Origin of the sequence: Pseudomonas sp. HMSC066A08 (assembly GCF_001813025.1) — a bacterium.
Classification (GTDB): Bacteria; Pseudomonadota; Gammaproteobacteria; order Pseudomonadales; family Pseudomonadaceae; genus Pseudomonas; species Pseudomonas aeruginosa.
This window is the reverse complement of sequence record NZ_KV811281.1, coordinates 180,886-200,701: the sequence shown is the minus strand read 5'-3', so window position 1 is coordinate 200,701 and position 19,816 is coordinate 180,886. Positions and strand designations below refer to the sequence as shown.

At 65.3% G+C, this 19,816-nt stretch carries 22 protein-coding genes; 9 read left to right on the top strand and 13 right to left on the bottom strand.

Annotation, left to right across the window (positions count from 1 at the left end):
* Positions 1–54 precede the first annotated feature (54 nt).
* The 4 genes from cysB to HMPREF2886_RS07805 form a co-directional block, all read right to left on the bottom strand.
* Positions 55–1,029, bottom strand: a complete 975-nt coding sequence (cysB, locus tag HMPREF2886_RS07820) for an HTH-type transcriptional regulator CysB (RefSeq protein WP_003087775.1) — start codon at positions 1,027–1,029, stop codon at positions 55–57.
* Positions 1,030–1,159: 130 nt separating this feature from the next.
* Positions 1,160–1,657 (bottom strand): universal stress protein, encoded by a 498-nt coding sequence (locus HMPREF2886_RS07815; RefSeq protein ID WP_033972987.1) that lies wholly within the window; start codon positions 1,655–1,657, stop codon positions 1,160–1,162.
* A gap of 162 nt (positions 1,658–1,819) precedes the next feature.
* Positions 1,820–2,767, bottom strand: a complete 948-nt coding sequence (locus tag HMPREF2886_RS07810; RefSeq protein WP_033977282.1) for a putative 2-dehydropantoate 2-reductase — start codon at positions 2,765–2,767, stop codon at positions 1,820–1,822.
* Complete coding sequence (locus HMPREF2886_RS07805; protein ID WP_079387631.1) at positions 2,767–3,144, bottom strand: thioredoxin family protein; 378 nt, start codon at positions 3,142–3,144, stop codon at positions 2,767–2,769. The genes HMPREF2886_RS07810 and HMPREF2886_RS07805 overlap by 1 nt, the downstream gene beginning before the upstream one ends.
* Before the next feature lie 310 nt (positions 3,145–3,454).
* Between HMPREF2886_RS07805 and HMPREF2886_RS07795 the strand changes: the two genes are divergently transcribed.
* The gene (locus tag HMPREF2886_RS07795; RefSeq protein WP_003087765.1) at positions 3,455–4,531 is read left to right on the top strand and encodes a 3-deoxy-7-phosphoheptulonate synthase; all 1,077 of its coding nucleotides are present in this window, start codon (positions 3,455–3,457) and stop codon (positions 4,529–4,531) included.
* A gap of 57 nt (positions 4,532–4,588) precedes the next feature.
* Here HMPREF2886_RS07795 and HMPREF2886_RS07790 read toward each other — a convergent pair whose 3' ends face one another.
* Complete coding sequence (locus HMPREF2886_RS07790) at positions 4,589–4,873, bottom strand: GNAT family N-acetyltransferase (protein ID WP_003087762.1); 285 nt, start codon at positions 4,871–4,873, stop codon at positions 4,589–4,591.
* A gap of 386 nt (positions 4,874–5,259) precedes the next feature.
* Between HMPREF2886_RS07790 and HMPREF2886_RS07785 the strand changes: the two genes are divergently transcribed.
* Positions 5,260–5,949, top strand: a complete 690-nt coding sequence (locus HMPREF2886_RS07785) for a crotonase/enoyl-CoA hydratase family protein (RefSeq protein WP_033972983.1) — start codon at positions 5,260–5,262, stop codon at positions 5,947–5,949.
* Between the two features lie 149 nt (positions 5,950–6,098).
* Positions 6,099–6,287 carry a hypothetical protein gene (locus HMPREF2886_RS07780; RefSeq protein WP_033972981.1) on the top strand — a complete coding sequence of 63 codons (189 nt, stop codon included), beginning with the start codon at positions 6,099–6,101 and terminating at the stop codon, positions 6,285–6,287.
* A gap of 71 nt (positions 6,288–6,358) precedes the next feature.
* Here the strand turns inward: HMPREF2886_RS07780 and HMPREF2886_RS07775 are convergent, their stop codons facing one another.
* A complete protein-coding gene (locus tag HMPREF2886_RS07775) occupies positions 6,359–6,865 on the bottom strand; it encodes a macro domain-containing protein (protein WP_003087757.1) in 507 nt (168 codons plus the stop codon).
* Between the two features lie 220 nt (positions 6,866–7,085).
* Here HMPREF2886_RS07775 and HMPREF2886_RS07770 point away from each other — a divergent pair, with 220 nt between their 5' ends.
* The 3 genes from HMPREF2886_RS07770 to HMPREF2886_RS07760 all read left to right on the top strand — a co-directional run bounded on the left by HMPREF2886_RS07770 (position 7,086) and on the right by HMPREF2886_RS07760 (position 8,215).
* Positions 7,086–7,574 (top strand): hypothetical protein, encoded by a 489-nt coding sequence (locus tag HMPREF2886_RS07770; protein WP_033972980.1) that lies wholly within the window; start codon positions 7,086–7,088, stop codon positions 7,572–7,574.
* Between the two features lie 156 nt (positions 7,575–7,730).
* Positions 7,731–7,949, top strand: a complete 219-nt coding sequence (locus tag HMPREF2886_RS07765; protein WP_033972979.1) for a hypothetical protein — start codon at positions 7,731–7,733, stop codon at positions 7,947–7,949.
* Between the two features lie 26 nt (positions 7,950–7,975).
* A complete protein-coding gene (locus tag HMPREF2886_RS07760) occupies positions 7,976–8,215 on the top strand; it encodes a hypothetical protein (protein WP_033972978.1) in 240 nt (79 codons plus the stop codon).
* A 57-nt stretch (positions 8,216–8,272) separates the two neighbouring features.
* On the opposite strand, the gene HMPREF2886_RS07755 is transcribed toward HMPREF2886_RS07760, so the two are convergent.
* The gene (locus HMPREF2886_RS07755; protein ID WP_003087753.1) at positions 8,273–8,995 is read right to left on the bottom strand and encodes an amidotransferase; all 723 of its coding nucleotides are present in this window, start codon (positions 8,993–8,995) and stop codon (positions 8,273–8,275) included.
* A 244-nt stretch (positions 8,996–9,239) separates the two neighbouring features.
* Here HMPREF2886_RS07755 and HMPREF2886_RS07750 point away from each other — a divergent pair, with 244 nt between their 5' ends.
* A complete protein-coding gene (locus HMPREF2886_RS07750; RefSeq protein WP_003087752.1) occupies positions 9,240–9,611 on the top strand; it encodes a glutaredoxin family protein in 372 nt (123 codons plus the stop codon).
* Here the strand turns inward: HMPREF2886_RS07750 and HMPREF2886_RS07745 are convergent.
* Positions 9,574–10,617, bottom strand: coding sequence for an NHL repeat-containing protein (locus HMPREF2886_RS07745; protein WP_070747073.1), 1,044 nt, complete (start codon positions 10,615–10,617; stop codon positions 9,574–9,576). The genes HMPREF2886_RS07750 and HMPREF2886_RS07745 overlap by 38 nt on opposite strands.
* A gap of 22 nt (positions 10,618–10,639) precedes the next feature.
* Positions 10,640–11,611: an aldo/keto reductase gene (locus tag HMPREF2886_RS07740; RefSeq protein WP_058178116.1), complete on the bottom strand. Its 972-nt coding sequence runs from the start codon at positions 11,609–11,611 to the stop codon at positions 10,640–10,642.
* A gap of 143 nt (positions 11,612–11,754) precedes the next feature.
* Between HMPREF2886_RS07740 and HMPREF2886_RS07735 the strand changes: the two genes are divergently transcribed.
* Positions 11,755–12,669, top strand: coding sequence for a LysR family transcriptional regulator (locus HMPREF2886_RS07735; RefSeq protein ID WP_070747071.1), 915 nt, complete (start codon positions 11,755–11,757; stop codon positions 12,667–12,669).
* 626 nt (positions 12,670–13,295) lie between these two features.
* Here the strand turns inward: HMPREF2886_RS07735 and HMPREF2886_RS07730 are convergent.
* From HMPREF2886_RS07730 to HMPREF2886_RS07720, 3 genes are all read right to left on the bottom strand, one after another.
* Entirely contained in the window at positions 13,296–15,440 is a 2,145-nt protein-coding gene (locus HMPREF2886_RS07730) for a 3-hydroxyacyl-CoA dehydrogenase NAD-binding domain-containing protein (protein WP_070747070.1), read from the bottom strand.
* Positions 15,441–15,453: 13 nt separating this feature from the next.
* Complete coding sequence (locus tag HMPREF2886_RS07725; RefSeq protein WP_033977293.1) at positions 15,454–16,659, bottom strand: acetyl-CoA C-acetyltransferase; 1,206 nt, start codon at positions 16,657–16,659, stop codon at positions 15,454–15,456.
* A gap of 570 nt (positions 16,660–17,229) precedes the next feature.
* A complete protein-coding gene (locus HMPREF2886_RS07720) occupies positions 17,230–18,117 on the bottom strand; it encodes an AEC family transporter (protein WP_033974018.1) in 888 nt (295 codons plus the stop codon).
* Between the two features lie 112 nt (positions 18,118–18,229).
* Here HMPREF2886_RS07720 and HMPREF2886_RS07715 point away from each other — a divergent pair, with 112 nt between their 5' ends.
* A complete protein-coding gene (locus HMPREF2886_RS07715) occupies positions 18,230–19,051 on the top strand; it encodes a cytochrome c (protein ID WP_058018346.1) in 822 nt (273 codons plus the stop codon).
* A 7-nt stretch (positions 19,052–19,058) separates the two neighbouring features.
* Here HMPREF2886_RS07715 and HMPREF2886_RS07710 read toward each other — a convergent pair whose 3' ends face one another.
* Positions 19,059–19,790: a proteasome-type protease gene (locus HMPREF2886_RS07710; RefSeq protein WP_003117714.1), complete on the bottom strand. Its 732-nt coding sequence runs from the start codon at positions 19,788–19,790 to the stop codon at positions 19,059–19,061.
* Positions 19,791–19,816: the final 26 nt, after the last annotated feature.

The following is a 19,816-nucleotide window of genomic DNA, read 5'->3' as shown; positions in this document are numbered from 1 at the left end:
GCCAGCCATGAAAAAGCCCGGCACCAGGCCGGGCTTTTTCATGGGCCGAGGCGATCAGTAGACCGGCAGTTCGATGCCGTCGAACAACTCGTCCAGCTCGGCCTTGTTGTGGCATTGCACGGCCTTGGCCAGCAGCTCGCGGGTCAGATGCGGAGCGAATTTCTCGATGAAGTCGCACATGAAGCCGCGCAGGAAGGTGCCGCGGCGGAAGCCGATCTTGGTCACGCTGGACTCGAACAGGTGGCTGGCGTCGAGGATCACCAGGTCGTTGTCGAGCTTCGGATCGACCGCCATGTGCGCCACGATACCGACCCCCAGGCCCAACCGCACGTAGGTCTTGATCACGTCGGCATCGGCCGCGGTGAATACCACCTTGGGCACCAGGCCGCGCTGGCTGAAGGCTTCGTCGAGCTTGGAGCGGCCGGTGAAGCCGAACACGTAGGTGACGATCGGCTGCTCGGCCAGGGCTTCCAGGGTCAGTTTCGGCAGCTTGGTCAGCGGATGGCCGTGGGGCACGATGACGCAGCGATTCCAGCGGTAGCAGGGCATCATGATCAGGTCGCCGAACAACTCCAGCGCCTCGGTGGCGATGGCGAAGTCGACAGTGCCGTCGGCCGCCATTTCGGCGATCTGCATCGGCGTGCCCTGGTGCATGTGCAGGGAGACGTCCGGGTACTGCTTGATGAAGCCGCTGATCACGTTGGGCAGCGCATAGCGCGCCTGGGTGTGGGTAGTGGCGATGGACAGCGTGCCCTTCTTCTCGTTGGAGAATTCCTGGGCGATCTGCTTGATGCTCTCGACCTTGCGCAGGATCTCGCCGGCGGTATGGATGATCCGCTCCCCCGCCGGCGTCACACGGGTCAGGTGCTTGCCGCTGCGAGCGAACACCTCGACGCCCAGTTCGTCCTCCAGCAGGCGGATCTGCTTGCTGATGCCCGGCTGCGAAGTATAGAGGCTCTGCGCCGTGGCGGAGACGTTGAGGTCGTGGTGCGCAACCTCCCAGATATAGCGCAATTGCTGAAGCTTCATGGAGATTCCTCGAAAAGGTTGTCGCGACCGGCGATCAAGAACCGAAGGTATATAACCATATTAATGGTTTGAGGAATAAAATTAGACGTTTTTTTTGATTTTGCACGCTTTTTCACCAGCGACCGCTGGCCTAAAGGTCGCGACTACGGTGCTGCAACATCGGCACCAGGTACACCGGTACTTCCGCCAGTTGCACCAGACGCGCGGCAGTCCGGCCCAGCGGCGTGTCGAGCTGGGTGCCGTGGCTATGGCTGCCGGCGACGATCAGGTCCACGGCCAGCTTTTCCGCCTCATCGAGGATCATCTGCGGCGGGTCGCCCTGCACCACCCGCACGCTCTTGACCAGCGCCGCATCCTGGGGCAACTCGCCGAGTTCATCGCGAAACCCTTCCAGGACTCGCTTCTCGATGCTTTCCATGACGTTGTCCAGCCCTTGCGCCCGCAGGTCCTGGAGACGCTCGGTGTCAAGGTAGGTCTGCAGGACCGACTCGGCGAACAGCCCGAGGGGCTCCACCACATGGATGACATAGAGCTCGGCGTTGTAGGCGCGGGTCAGCGACAGGGCGTGTTGCAGGACATAGGGAGCATAGAGCCCCAGGTCGGTGGCATAGAGAATCGAACGAATCATGCGGCCTCCTCGACAGCCTGCGCGGCGGGCCTCATTAGCAGATTAGCAGCAAGCATCCATTCTCCTAGCGTTCCCTGCTGTTTCGGGCTTTTTCCGGCCCGTTGGGGTAAATCCCTTTTCTTCCTGCGAGCGCGAGGCCGGCTGGTCGCCGCGCTCGGCTCTTCAGCGCGATTGCGCTTCGAGGAAACGCAACGCCTGGTGCAGCGCCTCGACCCTGGGCATCCGGTGGCCCGCAGCAGCAGCGCGGGCCAGGGGCGCGGCATAGATCGCCGCCAGCTCCAGTGGCCGCCCCTGGGTGAAGTCGTGGTACATGCTCGGCCGATAGTCGGGCATCCGCTCGGTCGCCGCCAGCAGTTGGTCCGCATAGCCCTCCGGCAGGATGAAGCCGCAGGCGCCGGCAGCACCGATGACTTCCTCCATGATCGCCTCGATCAGCGACCGACTGTCCGCGTTGGCCATCAGCGGCGCGGTGCTGCTCTTCAGCAATACCGACAGTCCGTTGTAGGGGATGTTCCAGACCAGCTTCTGCCAACGCGCCTGCTCCAGGTCGGGCATCGCCGTAGACTCCAGCCCGGACTCGCGGAACAGCGCGGCGCCCTCCTCGACGATCTCGCGCCGGCGTCGCTCGTCGGCCGGTCCGGAATGATAGCCGAGATTCACTCCGCCGTAGGCCTGGTGCTCGATCACGCCCGGTTCGCCGCGATGCACACAGATGAAGCAGAGGCCGCCCAGCAGATGCAGGCTTTCCGGCAGCAGCGGCCGCAGCCGCTCCTCCACGCCCAGACCGTTCTGCAGCAGCAGAACCTTGGCTCCCGGCGCCGCCGCTGCGCGGATCAGGGGGGCCAGCTCGTCATTGCCGGTGGTCTTGACGCCCACCAGCAACCAGTCGCAGGACGGCATGTCCTGCGCCGAATGGTAGGCCTGGACCGGCGCCAGGCGCCGGAAGCCATGCACCGCACTATTCAGGCTGAGTCCGGCGCGATTGACCGCCTCGAACTCGCTGCGCAGGAGAAAATGCACGTCGTGACCGGCATGCGCCAGCATCAATCCATAGAAGCCGCCGATGGCTCCCGTACCGATGACGCCGACCCGTTGCTGCTTGGAATCCATCAGGGCAACTCCTCAGGTAAAGCGGTCGACCCCGCCAGCACCGCACCCCGCAAGGCTTCCTGGTGCAGCGGAACGTTCAGTGCGCCATGGAAGCGGCCGTCGCGGACCATGAACAGGGCCGGCAGGTGAAAGACGCCGTAGCGTTCCACCAGGCCGCCATTGCGGCCGGCGTCCACCCAGCACAGGCGCTCGATGGGCAGGTCCATCGCGGGGAGATGGCGCCGGGCCCAGCGGCACGACGCGCAGCCTTCGCTGGTGAATACCAACAGCGAAACCCCTTCCAGGGCAAGCAACTGCCGGTCGGCGTCCAGATCGGTGAGTTCCAGGGACGGCACGCTGCTGACCTCGATAGAAAGGAAGAAATGGGTCCCCACCATCATCCCTATGCTTCGGCTCCTGCGATAGCGGTGGCGTCCTCCTCGGCCAGCGGATACGGGCAAGGCGCGCCCCTCCGCAGCACCTGCACAATATCGTCCGCGGCGGCCTCGCCTGCAACTCCGCTGGCAGCCTTGGCCCGGAGCAACGAAGAAAACGTGCGCAGAGCGGGGAAAACACCGGCGAACCGCGTCCCGCCCATTGTCTAGGCCCGGCCCGACACGTTAAGGTTCGTCTCCCCGTTTGCGAACTTCATGCCTGCGCCCTTTCGCAGGGGGCCTCCCGGCGCCCGTGACCTGATTGAGTACCACGATGGCTGATTTACAGATCGACGACCTTAACGTTGCCTCCAACGAGACCCTGATCACGCCGGAGCAGCTCAAGCGTGAAATTCCCCTGACCGACAAGGCGCTGCAGACCGTGGCCCATGGTCGCCAGGTGGTGCGCGACATCCTGGATGGCAAGGACCACCGTCTGTTCGTGGTGATCGGCCCCTGCTCCATCCACGACATCAAGGCCGCCCACGAATACGCCGACCGCCTCAAGGCGCTCGCGGCCGAAGTGGCGGATACGCTGTTCCTGGTGATGCGCGTGTACTTCGAGAAGCCGCGTACCACGGTGGGCTGGAAAGGCCTGATCAACGATCCGTACCTGGACGACTCGTTCAAGATCCAGGATGGCCTGCACATCGGTCGCCAACTGCTCCGCGACCTCGCCGAGAAAGGCTTGCCCACCGCCACCGAAGCGCTCGACCCGATTTCCCCGCAGTACCTGCAGGACCTGATCAGCTGGTCGGCGATCGGCGCCCGTACCACCGAATCGCAGACCCACCGCGAGATGGCTTCCGGCCTGTCTTCCGCGGTCGGCTTCAAGAACGGCACCGATGGCAGCCTGACCGTGGCGATCAATGCCCTGCAGTCGGTCTCCAGCCCGCATCGTTTCCTCGGCATCAACCAGCAGGGCGGCGTATCCATCGTGACTACCAAGGGCAACCGCTACGGTCACGTGGTGTTGCGCGGCGGCAACGGCAAGCCGAACTACGATTCGGTCAGCGTCGCGCTCTGCGAGCAAGACCTGAACAAGGCGAAAATCCCGCTGAACATCATGGTCGACTGCAGCCACGCCAACTCCAACAAGGACCCGGCCCTGCAACCGCTGGTGATGGACAACGTCAGCAACCAGATCGTCGAAGGCAACAACTCGATCGTCGGCCTGATGGTGGAAAGCCACCTGGGCTGGGGCAGCCAGCCGATTCCGAAGGATCTCGACCAACTTCAGTACGGCGTCTCCATCACCGACGCCTGCATCGACTGGGCGACCACCGAGAAGAGCATCCGCAGCATGCACGCCAAGCTCAAGGACGTGCTGCCGAAACGCCAGCGCGGCTGAGCGAGGCGGAAACGAAAACGCCGGGCTGATGCCCGGCGTTTTTCATTGCGCGCCTGCTCAGGCGGCCGGATCGGCCTGACGCTGGCGACGCTCGATATAACGCTCCACGTAGGAGCAGGACGGGATCACGCTGTAGCCCATGCGGTCGGCGTACTGCAGGGCGTGTTCGGTCAGCGCGGCGGCGATACCGCGACCACGCAGCGAATCCGGTACGAAGGTCCGGTAGATATCCAGCGTCTGCTTGCCCAGGTCCATATACGCCAGATAGGCACGATGGCCATCCACCGTCGTCTCGAACTGATGGCCGCCCACGTCATGATGGATGGACAGGGACTCGCTCACTTTGGATCTCCTCAACGGGTTCGTAACCCGACCCGCGCCTGATTGATAGGGTTCCTCGCGAGGATGCCCCCGCGTACCGGCCTTCAGCAGGCCGCCGGATAACTTCGTCCGTTCTCGTCTCGGCGGCTGATCGCGCCTGGCGGACATCCTCGAAACGGGTGACCTGCACCGCATGCAAGGCCGGACTAACGATAGGGCCCATATTGCTGTCTTCCCCGGCCAGACTCAACCGTTTCTTCTGGCAGGAACGCGCAGGCGTCACTGGAGCCCAGTTCGGGAGGCCCACGCAAGCACAATCGCGCATGACCCGCGGGTCAGCCAAAGCGCTTTACGCCGACGACGCCCATCAGTAAGGTCTGCGCCACTCCACCAAAAGGAATCCTGCCATGAGCGAGTTGATCAGCTACCAGTTCGAAGACGGCATCGCCACCCTGACCCTCAACAACGGCAAGGTGAACGCCATCTCCCCGGCGGTGATCGACGCCTTCAACCAGGCTCTCGACCAGGCCCTGCAGGACAAGGCCGTGGTCATCGTCACCGGCCAGCCGGGCATCCTCTCCGGTGGCTACGACCTGAAGGTCATGACCTCCGGCCCGGAGAATGCCGTCAACCTGGTCGCCGCCGGCTCGACCCTGGCTCGCCGCCTGCTCTCCCATCCCTACCCGGTGATCGTCGCCTGCCCCGGGCACGCGGTAGCCAAGGGCGCCTTCCTGCTGCTCTCGGCCGACTACCGGATCGGCGTCGACGGGCCGTTCCAGATCGGCCTGAACGAAGTCGCCATCGGCATGACCATGCACCATGTCGGCATCGAGCTGGCCCGCGATCGCCTGCGCAAGTCGGCGTTCACCCGCTCGGTCATCAATGCCGAGATGTTCAGTCCGGCCGCTGCGGTGGATGCCGGATTCCTCGACACCCTGGTCAGCCCCGACCAGTTGCAGGAAAGCGCGCGTGCAGCGGCCCAGCAGTTGAAGAAACTCAACATGACCGCGCACCGCAATACCAAGCTCAAGGTGCGCAAGGCACTGCTGGAAACCCTCGACCAGGCGATCGAGCTGGACAAGAAGCACCTGGGCTAAGGCCCGCTCCAGCGAAAGCCCGGTTGGTACCGGGCTTTTTTGCGCCCAATAATTACTTATTACGCAAAGGTAACTCTCATTAACTGCTATTTTTAAAAAATTATTACGGATTATCCTGATGACATTCCCAAGGAAAACCGGAGGTCATCATGAAACGCAACGTCTTCGCCGCCATTCTCCTCGGCATGGCTACCACCCTCGCAGTGCAAGCCAGCTTCGCCGACGAATCCAGCCTGATGGAAAACCGCATGGTCCAACTGAACCAGCACGCCATCGAGCAGGCCCAGCAGCAACAGGCCACTGCGCCAACCACGAGCGACACCGATGCGCAGGGTTGAACGCCGCCTGCCAGGAAGTTTTTTCTTTTCCCCGCAACCCTGAAAAGCCCGGCTAACGCCGGGCTTTTCGTTCAGGCCAGCTTTTCCTCGGCCGCCACGCCCTTGCGATAGACCTCGTAGAGAATCACCGGGATCTCCAGGTCGCCCAGGTGGCGAACCACCAGCGGCTTGACCTCGGACCAGTCCAGCCCGCCCACTCCCGTCGCCACGCAGGGTAGAGCCAGGCTGCTCACCCCTTCGCTGCGCACATAGCGGGCCAGCTCGCGCAGGGCATGGCCGACATCCTCCAGGCTCGCCTTGCCCGGCTTGGCGCTGCGACCGCTGTGCAGCATGCCCTGGGTGATCAGGTTGACGATGCACTGGGTCTTGCCCTGCTCGTCGACCCCGGCCCAGACCCAGATGCCGCCCGGCTCGGGCGCCCTGGCATGGGCGGCATGCCGGTAGTCGCGAACCATCGACGGCCAGCGTTCGCGCAAGGCGAGGGCCAGGCCGCTGTCGAAATGGTCCTGGGGCGCGATGCCGTGGGCGATCACCTGGGCCCCGGAAAGCAGAATGTCACCTTCAACTTCACGAATCATGAGCGTTTCCTTCTTGGCTTCGGGACAGGCGCTTCGTGCGCCGCCCTGCATCTTTCACCGTACGCCTTGCCCGCCGGCGCCAGTTGATGCGTATCAAGAACGGCCGGTCCCATCCGCTACGGGCCGACTAGACTGCATGCGAGGGAACCTTGGAGGCGCCTCGCCTCTCCATTGGATTCCAGCCTCATGCCGTCTCATCCATGACAAGGAAACAACCGCCATGCCGAAATGGATTGCACTTTGCCTGATCCCGCTGTTGGCAAGCTGCGCCACCTGCCGCCAGGACAGCGACAGGGAAAAACTGCTGTACGAGAACGACATGCTGCAGGCGAAACTGATCATCGTCGCCAACGACCGCGATCGCCTGCCGCTGGCCCAGGCCCTGCTGGAGCGCGCGGCGCGCGACGACCGCAGCGGCGAGGCGGACTTCTACCAGGCCGTGCTGATCGCTCGCCGCGACGGCCAGGCCAGCGATTGCGAGCGCATCACCCACCTCCTCGAACGTTCCGCCGAGCGACGCTACCCGCTGGCCAACGCGATGCTCTACAAGATCTACGCCGAGCCCTTCCTGTTGCCGCGCGCCGACATTCCCAAGGCCGAGACCTATCGCCAGGCCTACGCCGAGCTCCCGGTCGCGCGCAGCGGCTACCCTTCCTTCGAGCGTGCCCGGCAGGTGGTCGATCGCCTGCTCGCGCCGACTTCGTCCTGATCCATCGAGGGCCTGGACCCGGGCCCCGCAACCCGTACCGGTCGTTCGGCTAAAGCATCATTTCTGTCGATAGTTAATAGCGCGACAATTCGTTATCCAATCGAATTCTTCTCCGCGATCCTATGCCCATCCGAGGTATCGATCACGGAAGCCGCCATGAAACGCCGCAGCCCACGCCACTACGCCCGCAACACCGCCCTGGCCACCCTGGGTCTGTACGCCATCCTCATGCTGGTCGTGCTGAGCCTCGTCGCCGGCGCCGAAAGCGCCAGGAACGCCACACCCGACAACGACACCGCCACGACCTTATCCAACCAGATCGGCCAGGCCCTGCCAGGCCTGCTCTCGGGGTTGAACAGTCGACGCGCCGGTTGAACGCCGGCTTCTTTCCCGGAAACAGCATGAGAAGGCAAACACGGAAATTCTGGATCGTCGCCGCCCTGGCGATATTGACCAATGGCTACTCGCTACTCGGCCTCGCACAAGGCTCGGCGGGTGCGCTGGCGCGTACCATCGAATGCAACCAGGCGATGGTCCGCGCGCTGGCAGCCAGCCTGGCGCTGAAGCTGCAGAGCGGCACTCCGCCGGCACGCCCGCAGCGCTGGATCCCGGAGCGCTTCATCCTCGACTGCCCGGCCTGAAACGAAAACGCCGCCAACCCCGGGAGGCTGGCGGCGCTCGCATGGCGCGGGGCCGGCTCAGGCGCCGGTCGGCTGGCGCGCGACGAAACGCATCATCCATTCGGCGACGACGGTGCCCTGGTGGTCCCTCGCCAGGCTATCGACCCCCTTGCGATAGAGTTCCTCGCCCAGGTGCTGCTGGCGCAGTTCGAGCAGTTCGCGGGAATAGTCGTGGACGAACTCGGGATGCCCCTGGAAGCACAGCACCTGGTCGCCGATGGCGTAGGCGGCATAGGGACAGAAGTCGCTGGAAGCGATCACCCGCGCGTTTTCCGGCAGCCGGGTGACCTGGTCCTGGTGGCTGATCAACAGGGTCAGGTCCGGCAACGCCGGGCTCATCCAGTCGGCCCGTTCGTTCAACTGGTACTGGTGGATGCCCATGCCCCAGCCCTGGCTGGCGCGCTCGGCCTTGCCACCGAGCAGCAGGGCCAGCAACTGGTGGCCGAAACACACGCCGAGGAGCTTGTCGCCGCGCTCGTAGCGGTCCAGGAGGAAGGTCTTCAGGGTCTGGATCCACGGGTCGGGACCGAAGGAGTCGGCCTTGCTGCCGGTCACCAGGTAGGCGTCGAAGCGCTCGTCGTCCGCCGGATAGCGCCCCTCCACCACGTTGTAGATGACGAATTCGGCGGCGATCGGCTGCTTGGCGAACAGTTGCTGGAACATCCGGCCGTAGCCTTCGTACCGCTCGATCAGTTCGGGACGAAGGATATCGGTTTCCAGGATACAGATGCGGAGCGACATAAAGACTCTCTGAAGAAGTGGGGTTATTGTCGTTTTCGTTTGATTTAATTAACACAGGAGCGCGGGCAAGGGAACCGTCGCCCTGGCCTCGAAAGGAATATCCGGACGATTCGCCAAAAAACAAGCGGCCGGCAGAAAGATTCCCGAGACGCTCAACCGTAAAGAAATCTGCACAGGAGACGGAAGGGCTCCCCATGCCCGGAACCGCCACGTAAACTGGCGGTTTTCCCGCGAGGCACACGCCATGTTGCTCAAGGCAGTACGTAACGGACTGGGTCAGGCGATTATCCTCGCCGACTTCGTCAGCCGCCCCCGCAAGCTGCAGCGCAGCGCCGAGGCTCAGGCCGAGGTCGAGCGGGCGCTGCGGAACCTGTCGCTCTACCAGTTCCGCGCCTGTCCGTTCTGCGTGAAGACACGCCGCGCCATGCACCGGCTGAACCTGCCGATGCAACTCAAGGACGCCATGAACGATCCGCAGGCCCGCCAGGCTTTGCTGGAAGGCGGCGGCAAGGTCAAGGTGCCGTGCCTGCGCATCGAGGAAAATGGCCAGGTGCGCTGGATGTATGAGTCCAGCGAGATCATCGCCTATCTGGAAGGTCGTTTCGCCAACGCCTGAGCGGCCGATCAACGGTCCCGGCCGCATCCAGGGGCAGCCGGTGGATCAGGAAACGCGCCGGCACCTCGCCCTCGCGCCCCGGCAACAGGCGGTGGCGAATGCGTGACTCGCTGACATAGGCGCAACCCTGTCCGGTGACGGTCAGGTTGACCGGCGACTCCAGGCCCTCGCGCAACACTTCGATGCCGCGCCGCCCGGCGGCGAGCGGCTCGGCGATCCGCAGCACCTTGCCGGCGCCGCTGCGGATGGCGTTCTCCAGCACGATCAGCGAGCCGTCCGGAGCCAGCGCCATGCCGTCCGGATTCTCCAGCGTTCGGGGCAGTTCCATCTCGCGCAGCCGCGGACGAGTGGCGACCCCTTCGACGACATGGATCGCCCCGCTACCGAAGTTGCCGACCACCAGGGTGTCGTCGTCCACCCGGACGATGCCCGCCGCACCCAGCCCACCAGGGCCGGCCAGGCGGCTGTCACGCAACATCACCTGGAATACCGGTGCCCCGGGCCGCAGCCGCATCAGGCTGCCATCCCGGGTTTCGCTCAGGTAAACCGTTCCGTCGGGCGCCACTGCGAGATCGTTGCCCATCCCGTCGCCGGGCAGGGTCAGATATCGGCGCACGGCGCCGGTCGCGAGATCCAGGGCGAACACCCCGTGCGGCCGGCGCCGGCCAGCGGGTAGGAAGTCCGGCGAATTGCCCCAGAGCAGGCCACGCGGCTCGTCCAGCCGCAGCGCGGTGGCAGCGAAGATCGCCGGGTTGCCGGCGAAGAAGGTTTCCCACTCTCCCCCGGGAGGCTTGCGCAGGATGCGCCCGCTGGTGACCAGACCGACGTACAGCGTTCCATCGGCGGCATGGGCGATGCCGTTGGGATACCGGGCCCCCGCTGGCAGGACGATGCTCGTCGCGGCGCAGGACGGCTCGCGGTCGCCCGGCGCACGGGCGAAAACCGGCAAGACGGTCGCCGATACCATGGATACCAGCAGCAACACGGAAGCCAGTCGTCTCATCATGCTTTCTCCGTCGATGTGCGCCCTACCAGCGCGGGGTCCGGGCGTGCGCCGTGAGCGGCGCCTCCAGCGTGGCGCACTCCTCTTCGGCGAGGTCCAGCGTCAGCGCCGCGAGAGCATCCTCGAGGTGATGCGGCCTGGACAGGCCGACGATCGGCGCGGCGACACCTTTCCGGCCAAGCAGCCAGGCCAGGGCGAGTTGCGCCGGTGGAAGCCCGCGGGCAGCGGCGAGTTTCTCCAACGCACCGAAGGTCGACTCGACCTCCTCCCTGCCGCCGTACCAACGCGGGGCCTGTTCGTCCGTCCGGGTCCGCAGCGTGCCGGCGCTTCTTGCCCCGGCCAGCAGCCCACGCGCCAGCGGCGACCAGGGCGTCAACGCGATCCCCTCTTCCTGGCACAGCGGCACGAGGTCCTCCTCGTCCTCGCGAACGATCAGGTTGTACTGGCTCTGCATCGAGATGAACTGCGCCAGGCCGTGGTGGCGCTGGAAGGCGAGCATCTTCATGAAGCGCCAGGCCGGCATCGACGAGGCGCCGAGGTAACGGACCTTGCCGGCACGCACCAGGCTGTCGAGGGTTTCGCAGGTTTCCTCGATCGGGGTGTCCGGATCGAAGCGGTGGATCACGAAGAGATCCAGGTAGTCCGTACCCAACCGTCGCAGCGAGGCATCCACGCTGGCAAGCAGGTGCTTGCGCGACAAGCCGCAAGCGTTGGGCCTGTCGCTCATGGGAAAAAACGCCTTGGTGGCGATTACCAGGTCCTCGCGCTGCGCGAAGTCCCTGAGCGCGCGTCCGAGGATCCGCTCGCTCTCGCCGGTGGAATAGATATCGGCACTGTCGAAGAAGTCGATCCCGGCTTCCAGCGCCTCGCGAATGAACGGACGCGCCCGTTCCTCGTCCAGCACCCATGGACGCCACGCCGGATCGCCATAGGTCATGCACCCCAGGCAGAGTCGGGAGACTTTCAGGCCGCTGTTGCCAAGACGGACATGCTGCATCGTACGACCTCGTCGGAAGACTCTGAAAAGAGCCCGGCCCACCCTGTTCATGAGCCAGGTTTCCCGACGATGCTATATTGCTGCCGAATAGCTAACTATCCTGGAAAAATCTCTTTCACTGTTCGATTTATTTTAATAATCCAATGAAAAAGCCCGATCTCACCGGTCTCGCCGCCTTCGTCGCCATCGCTCGCGAACGCAGCTTCCGCCGCGCCGCCGCCACCCTCGGCGTAACCCCGCCGACGCTCAGCCACACCCTGCGCGAACTGGAAACCCAGCTCGGCATCCGCCTGCTCAACCGCACCACTCGCAACGTCTCGCCGACCGAGGCCGGCGAGCACCTGCTGGCGCACCTGGACCCGGCGTTCGAAGACATCGCCGCCGCGCTGGACAGCCTTAACCGCTTTCGCGAAACGCCTCACGGCCTGGTACGAATCAACGCATCGCGAAACGCCATCGGTCTCGTCCTCGCGCCACGCTTCGGCGAACTGGCCCGCGACTATCCCGGCATCACCCTGGAAGTGGTGGCGGACGAAGGTTTCGCCAATATCGTCGAAGCCGGTTTCGACGCTGGCATCCGCCTCGGCGAAGACCTCCAGCACGGCATGCGCGCCGTGAGGGTCGGCCCGGACCTGCGCTTGGCCATCGTCGCGACCCCGGCCTACTTCCGACGGCAAGGCAGGCCGGGTAGCCCGGAGGAGTTGCTCGGCCACCGTTGCATCGGCTGGCGCAAGGTGTCTTCCGGAGAGCTGTACAAATGGCAATTCAGCAAGGGCACGAAAGCGCTTTCGGTGGCCGTGAGCGGACCGCTGGTCCTCGACGACCCGCGCCTGATGCTGCAGGCGGCGCTGGCCGATGTCGGGATTGCCTTCGCCATCGAGGAGGAAGTCGCCGAGCACCTCGCCGCCGGCCGCCTGGAACGGGTCCTGGCGGATTGGTGCGCGCCGTTTCCCGGTTTCCATCTCTATTATCCGAACCGCCGCAACCACCCGGCGGCGTTGAGCGCCGTGATCGACCTGCTGCGCTACCCCGGCGAGGAACACCCAGGTCCTGCGTAGGTACATCGACGGAAGCGCCCGGGGCGGCCTGGAGGCAAGCATGGAGGCTGGCCTGTGCCGGCGCGCGGCGTAGGGCGCATAACCGCATCGCGGTTATCCGCCGAATCTCGGTATATCGGCGGATAGCGCCTGTGGCGCTATTCGCCCTACCAATGGCGGCTGGAGGCAAGGGCCTGTATCGACGCGCGGCGTAGGGCGGATAACCGCATCGCGGTTATCCGCCGAACCTCGGTATATCGGCGGATAGCGCCTGTGGCGCTATTCGCCCTACTAATGGCGGATTGGAGGCAAGGGCCTGTACCGACGCGCGGCGTAGGGCGGATAACCGCATCGCGGTTATCCGCCGAACCTCGGTATATCGGCGGATAGCGCCTGTGGCGCTATTCGCCCTACCAATGGCGGCTGGAGGCAAGGGCCTGTATCGACGCGCGGCGTAGGGCGGATAACCGCATCGCGGTTATCCGCCGAACCTCGGCATATCGGCGGATAGCACCCATGGCGCTATTCGCCCTACCCGTGGCGGCCTGGCTGGCAAGAACCAGGGATACCGGGGTGGCGTCATCCGCCGCGGTACGCGACCACGAGAAAGCCGGCCCGAAGGCCGGCTCTCCATGCGACGCCAGGACTCAGAACAGCTCGCCCTTCGCCGCCTTCTCCAGCAACAGCGCCGGCGGCTCGAAGCGCTCGCCGTACTGTTCGACCAGGTATTGGGCGCGGGCGATGAAGTCCTTCAGGCCGTACTGGTTGATGAACTGCAAGGCGCCCCCGCTCCAGGCGGCGAAACCGATGCCGAAGATCGAGCCGATGTTCGCGTCGGCGGTGGAGTGCAATACCCCCTCCTCCACGCAACGCACGGTCTCGATGGCCTGGATGAACAGCAGGCGGTCGCGGACATCCTCGGCGGATATTTGCGCATCGGGCTTCTCGAAGCGGCTCTTGAGTTCCGCCCAGAGATGTTTCCTGCCGTTCGCCGGGTAGTCGTAGAAGCCGGCGCCGGCCGCCTTGCCTGGGCGCTTGTACTCATTGACCATCAGGTCGATCACGGCGAACGCGGGGTGCGTCGGCAGAGCCTTGCCCTCGGCCTCGAGGTCGCGGGCGGTCTGGTTGCGGATGTGGGTCATCAGGCTCAGGGAGACTTCGTCGGAAATCGCCAGCGGCCCCACCGGCATACCGGCCTGGCGCGCCTGGTTGTCGATCATTGCGGCGCTCACGCCTTCGCCGAGCATGGCGATGCCTTCGTTGGTGAAGGTGCCGAATACCCGCGAAGTGAAGAAGCCGCGGCTGTCGTTGACCACGATCGGCGTTTTCTTGATCTGCAGCACGTAGTCGAAGCCGCGCGCCAGGGTTTCGTCGCTGGTCTTTTCGCCGCGGATGATCTCCACCAGCGGCATCTTGTCCACCGGGCTGAAGAAGTGCAGGCCGATGAACTTCTCCGGCCGCGCCACCGCCTGGGCCAGTCCGGTGATCGGCAGGGTCGAGGTATTGGACGCCACCACCGCATCGGCCAGGGCATGCTTCTCGGCCTCGGCGGTGACCTGGCCTTTCAGCGCGCGGTCCTCGAAGACCGCCTCGATGATCAGGTCGCAGCCTTCGAAGTCGGCTTCGCTGACGCTCGGCACGATCCGCGCGAGGAAGGCGTCGCGCTTCTCGGCGGACAGGTGCCCGCGCGCAACTTTCTTGTCCAGCAGCCTGGCCGAATAGGCCTTGCCCTTCTCCGCCGCTTCCAGCGAGACGTCCTTGAGCACCACCTCGATGCCGGCCGCCGCCGATACGTAGGCAATGCCCGCGCCCATCATCCCGGCGCCGAGCACGCCGACCTTTTTCGTCGCCCGCACCGCATACCCCTGCGGCCGCGACTTGCCGGCGTTGATCTCGTTGAGCTGGAACCAGAAGGTGCCGATCATGTTCTTCGCCACCTGGCCGGTGGTCAGCTCGGTGAAATAGCGCGCCTCGATCAGTTGCGCGGTGTCGAAATCGACCTGGGCGCCCTCCACCGCCGCGCACATGATCTTCTCGGGCGCCGGGAAGCAACCCTTGGTCTTGTCGCGCAGCACCGACGGTGCGATGGCCAGCATCTGCGCCACGTTGGGACTGGCAGGCGTACCGCCGGGAATCTTGTAGCCGGCGCTGTCCCAGGGCTGCTTCACCGCCGGGTTGGAGAGGATCCAGGCGCGGGCCTTCTCCAGCATTTCCTCGGGGCTGTCGGCCAGTTCGTGGATCAGCCCGGCCTTGAGCGCTTCCGCCGGACGCACTTTCTTGCCTTCGGCGAGGTACGGCAGGGCTTTCTCCAGGCCAAGCAGTCGCACCATGCGCACGATCCCGCCGCCGCCCGGCAACAGGCCGAGAGTCACCTCCGGCAGGCCGAGCTGCACGCCGGGATTGTCCAGGGCGATGCGGTGGTGGCAGGCCAGGCAGATCTCCCAGCCGCCGCCCAGCGCAGCGCCGTTGATCGCGGCGACCACCGGCTTGCCGAGGGTTTCCAGGCGCCGCAGTTGGCCCTTGAGTTCGAGGATGCCCTGGTAGAAGGCCGGAGCGTCGGCCTTGGTGACCTTGATCAGTTCGTTGAGATCGCCGCCGGCGAAGAAAGTCTTCTTCGCCGAGGTCAGCACCACGCCGGCGATCCCCTCTTTCTCCGCCTCCAGCCGTGCGATGGTCTTCGCCATCGCCTCGCGGTAGACGCCGTTCATGGTGTTGGCGCTCTGGCCGGGCATGTCCATGGTCAGGACGACGACGTTGTCCTGGCCTTTTTCGTAACGGATAGCGTCAGTCATTCCGGTTCTCCCTTCACACGCGCTCGATGATGGTGGCGATGCCCATGCCGCCACCTACGCAGAGGGTGGCCAGGCCGTAGCGCAAGTTGCGCCGCTCCAGTTCGTCGAGCAGCGTGCCGAGGATGATGCAGCCGGTGGCACCGAGCGGGTGGCCCATGGCGATGGCGCCGCCGTTGACGTTGACCTTGCTTTCCGCCACGCCCATGTCCTTCATGAATTTCATCACCACCGAAGCGAACGCCTCGTTGACTTCGAACAGGTCGATGTCTTCCACCTTCAGGCCGGCCTTGGCCAGGGCCTTGCGGGTCGCCGGCGCGGGGCCGGTAAGCATGATGGTGGGATCGCTGGAGGTCACCGCGGTAGCGACGATCCGCGCCCGCGCCTTCAGGCCCAGCTCGCGGCCCTTGGCCTCGGAGCCGATGAGCATGGCGCTGGCGCCGTCGACGATCCCCGAGCTGTTGCCCGGCGTATGCACGTGCTCGATGCGCTCGACCTGGCTGTACTTGCGCAGCGCGGTGGCGTCGAAGCCCATCTGCCCCATCATCTCGAAACTCGGCTTGAGCGCGGCGAGCCCTTCCAGGGTGGAGTCGGCGCGAATGAACTCATCGTGGTCGAGCAGGACGATGCCGTTCTGGTCGGCGACCGGCACCAGCGACTTGCCGAACAGCCCTTCGGCGCGGGCCTTGGCGGCCCTCTGCTGGGAGCGCAGGGCGAAGGCATCGACATCGGTGCGACTGAAGCCTTCCAGGGTGGCGATCAGGTCGGCGCCGATCCCTTGCGGGACGAAGCTGGTGTGCAGGTTGGTTTCCGGATCCAGTGCCCAGGCGCCGCCGTCGGAGCCCATCGGCACGCGTGACATGGACTCGACGCCACCGACCAGGACCAGGTCCTCGAAGCCGGAGCGTACCTTCATCGCCCCCAGGTTCACCGCCTCCAGGCCGGAGGCGCAGAAACGGTTGATCTGCACGCCGGCAACCTGTTCGTCCCAGTCGGCCACCAGCGCCGCGGTCTTGGCGATATCGGCGCCCTGGTCGCCCACCGGCGTCACGCAGCCGAGCACGATATCGTCGACCTGGGCGGTATCCAGGTCGTTGCGCCGCTGGACCGCGCGCAACAGCCCGGCCATCAGGTTCACCGGCTTGACGCTGTGCAGCGCGCCATCCTTCTTGCCCTTGCCGCGGGGAGTACGCACGGCGTCGTAAATGAATGCGTCGGTCATGGCGGTCTCTCTTATCCTGTTCTCGTCCGGCCGAGCGGGCCTCCGCCTACCTTAAACAGGCTCGCCGGCGGGACAATGACCGAACCGCTCAGGCTGATTGACCACCCAGCTCAGCCTGCAACGCCGGGAAGATAGCACCATGCCATCTTTCGACCGGAAACCCGGACACCGGACGAACGGTCGAGGCGCACGCCAGAGCCGTCACCACGCTGTCATATAGAGGGAATATGTCTAGACCGGAGCAGCTTGTATCCAAGTGGTCTAAGCCCGCGCAGGCCGGGGCTTAGACTGATTCATGCAAGCGTTCGAAAGGGAGGTCGACGCCGGGGATGCCGGGCCGACCGAAGAGTACGCCACTGCGTGGCAAGCCGTTCCGCCAGGCCGTAGCGCGGAGCAGGCAGCCACCCGACAACAAGAAAGGCAGACAGGCCATGTTGAACGAGCAGCCAAAAAGATGGCGGCAAGCGAGCCTCATCGTCTTCGCCACCACAGTCATCCTGATCCTTCCCAACCTTAACAGTCTGATCCGCTAGGGCACCTGCTGCCTGCACGCTGCGCACCGCCTCGCGGTCAGCGCAGCGCAGGCAGCCACCAGGTCAGCAGCAGCGGAATGAAAGCGAACGAGAGCAGGGTCGAACACAGCACCAGGCTGGCGACCTGATCCGGCGAACGATTGCCGCGCAAGGCGTAGAGATAGTTGAATACCGCCACCGGCATCGACGACTGCACCACCAGCACCCCCTGCGCCAGCGGCGGCAATTGCAACGCCAGCGCCACCGACCAGCCCACCAACGCTCCCAGCAGAAGACGCAGGCCGCCATAGAAGAAGCCATTGCCCAGTTGCCGCGGGCGGATGCTGGCCAGGGACACACCGAGGGTGATCAGCATCAGCGGAATGGTCAGCCCGGCCATCAGGTCGACGGTATTCGCCATCCAGCGCGGCAGTTGCAGGTCGAGCCCCATCAACGACAAGGCCAGCAACACGCTGAGCAGGATCGGATTGCCCAGCAGCGAGCGCCAGGAGCGCTCGCCGCTCATCCAGAACACGCCGAGGCTGAAGTTGCCGATCGACATGATCAGGTAGAACGCCACCGCCAGGGTCATCCCCGCCTCGCCGAACGCATACAGGCACACCGGCAGGCCCATGTTGCCGACATTCGGGAAGCTGTAGGCCGGCACCAGCACCTGCCACTCCTGGCGCCCGAGGCGTGCCGCCGCCCAGCCCAGCGCAGCCATGCAGACGCAGATCAGCGCGCTGGCCAGGGCCATCCGGCCGAAGCTGTGCAGGTCCACCCGGGTATGCGCCAGGGTGGCGAGGATCAGGCATGGCGAACCGATGTTGAACACGATGCGCGAAACGAACTCGGTCGGATAGGCGTGTCCGAGACGGACCCAGACGTAACCGACACCGGCGCCGAACAGCACGGGCGCCATCACGGCGAACAACTCGGCGAGCACGGGAACCCCTTGGTTAGCCAGCTATGCAATGGCCCGCATGCTACCGCGAGGCCCCCGTTCCGTGCCAATCTCTCGCTCCATGTCATAACCGGCGGATGCACGAGGAACCCGCATGCCTGTCACTCTCCCGCGCCTGGCGTTGCTAGGTGCCCTGCTCTTCCCTGTGGTTGCCGCCTGGGCCGCCGAGCTTCGCCTGGAACTGCCGGGGGGCACGCAGACCTGGAGCAGCGAAGAACTGCTCAGGCATCCTCAGGCCCGCGACCTGGACATCCCGGCCGACGTCGCCTACCGCCGGAGCATGCACTACCGCGCCGTGCCACTGGCGGCGTTGTTGAAAGGCGTGCATCCCGAAGACCATTTGCAGGCCGTGGCCAGCGACGGCTTCGCCGCCGAGTTGCCGGCCGCCCCGCTGCTCGCCGAACAGGGCTCGCAAGCCTGGCTGGCGATAGAGGATCCGCAGCGCCCCTGGCCGCCGCTGGGCGCCGGCAAGCCGTCCGCCGGGCCGTTCTATCTGGTCTGGAGCAAACCCGAGGAAAAACGCATCGGTCCGGAGCAATGGCCCTTCCAGGTCGTCCGCATCCGCTACCAGCCCCCTCTGGCCGAACGCTTCCCGGCCCTGCTGCCGGCCGCCGACGCCAGCGCGGAGGTGCGCGCCGGCTTCGCCGTGTTCCAGAAGAACTGCCTGGCCTGCCACCGTCTCAACGGTGCCGGCGACGCCCAGTTCGGCCCGGACCTGAACCTGCCGTACAACCCCACCGAGTACTTCCAGCCGCAATTCCTCGCCCGCTACATCCGCGACCCGCAGGCGCTGCGGCAATGGCCGCAGGCGAAAATGCCGGCGTTCCCGGAACGGGTGATCGACGACGAGGAGTTGCGCCAGTTGATCGGCTACCTGCGCCACATGGCCGGCCGCAAGGCGGGCGCGGCCGGCTGAAGCGGCGTCAGATGTTGTACGCCGAGGGCGGCGACGGCAGGCGCTCCAGCAAGTCGTGCAGGCCGGCGCTCCACTGGCGGCGGATGGCGCTGAAATAGGCGTCGTCCTCGGTGACCCGATAGCCCTCCGGCAGGATCAGGCTGTCGCGGTGGTAGACCAGCAGGTCCAGCGGCATGCCCACCGAGAGGTTGCTGCGGATGGTCGAGTCGAACGACACCAGCGCGCAGCGCAGGGCCTGCTCCAGCGGCGTGTCGAAAGTCAGGTTGCGGTCGAGGATCGGCTTGCCGTACTTGCTTTCGCCCAGTTGCAGGAAAGGCGTGTCCGGCGTGGCCTGGATGAAGTTGCCCTGGGGGTAGATGCTGTACAGCGCCGGCGGTCCGCCGGCGATCTGCCCGCCGACCAGGAAGGAACAGCTCAGGTCGGTATTGCCGGCCAGATTGCCGCCGTCGCGGGCCATCACCTCGCGGGTGGTCTCGGCGACCAGCGCCGTGGCGTCGTAGACCGAGGGCACGTTGAGCAGGCTGGCGCCGTCCCGGCGGATGCGCTGCTGCAGCAGGTTGATCACCGACTGCGAGGTCGCCAGGTTGCCGGCCGTCTGCACCACCAGCAGGCGCTCGCCGGGCGTGCCGAACGTGAACAGCTTGCGGAAGGTGGCGATATGGTCGATCCCGGCGTTGGTCCGCGAATCGGAGGCGAACACCAAGCCGTCGGCCAGGTGCATCGCGACACAGTAGGTCATCTCGAGTCTTCCTTATTCGTCCGTCC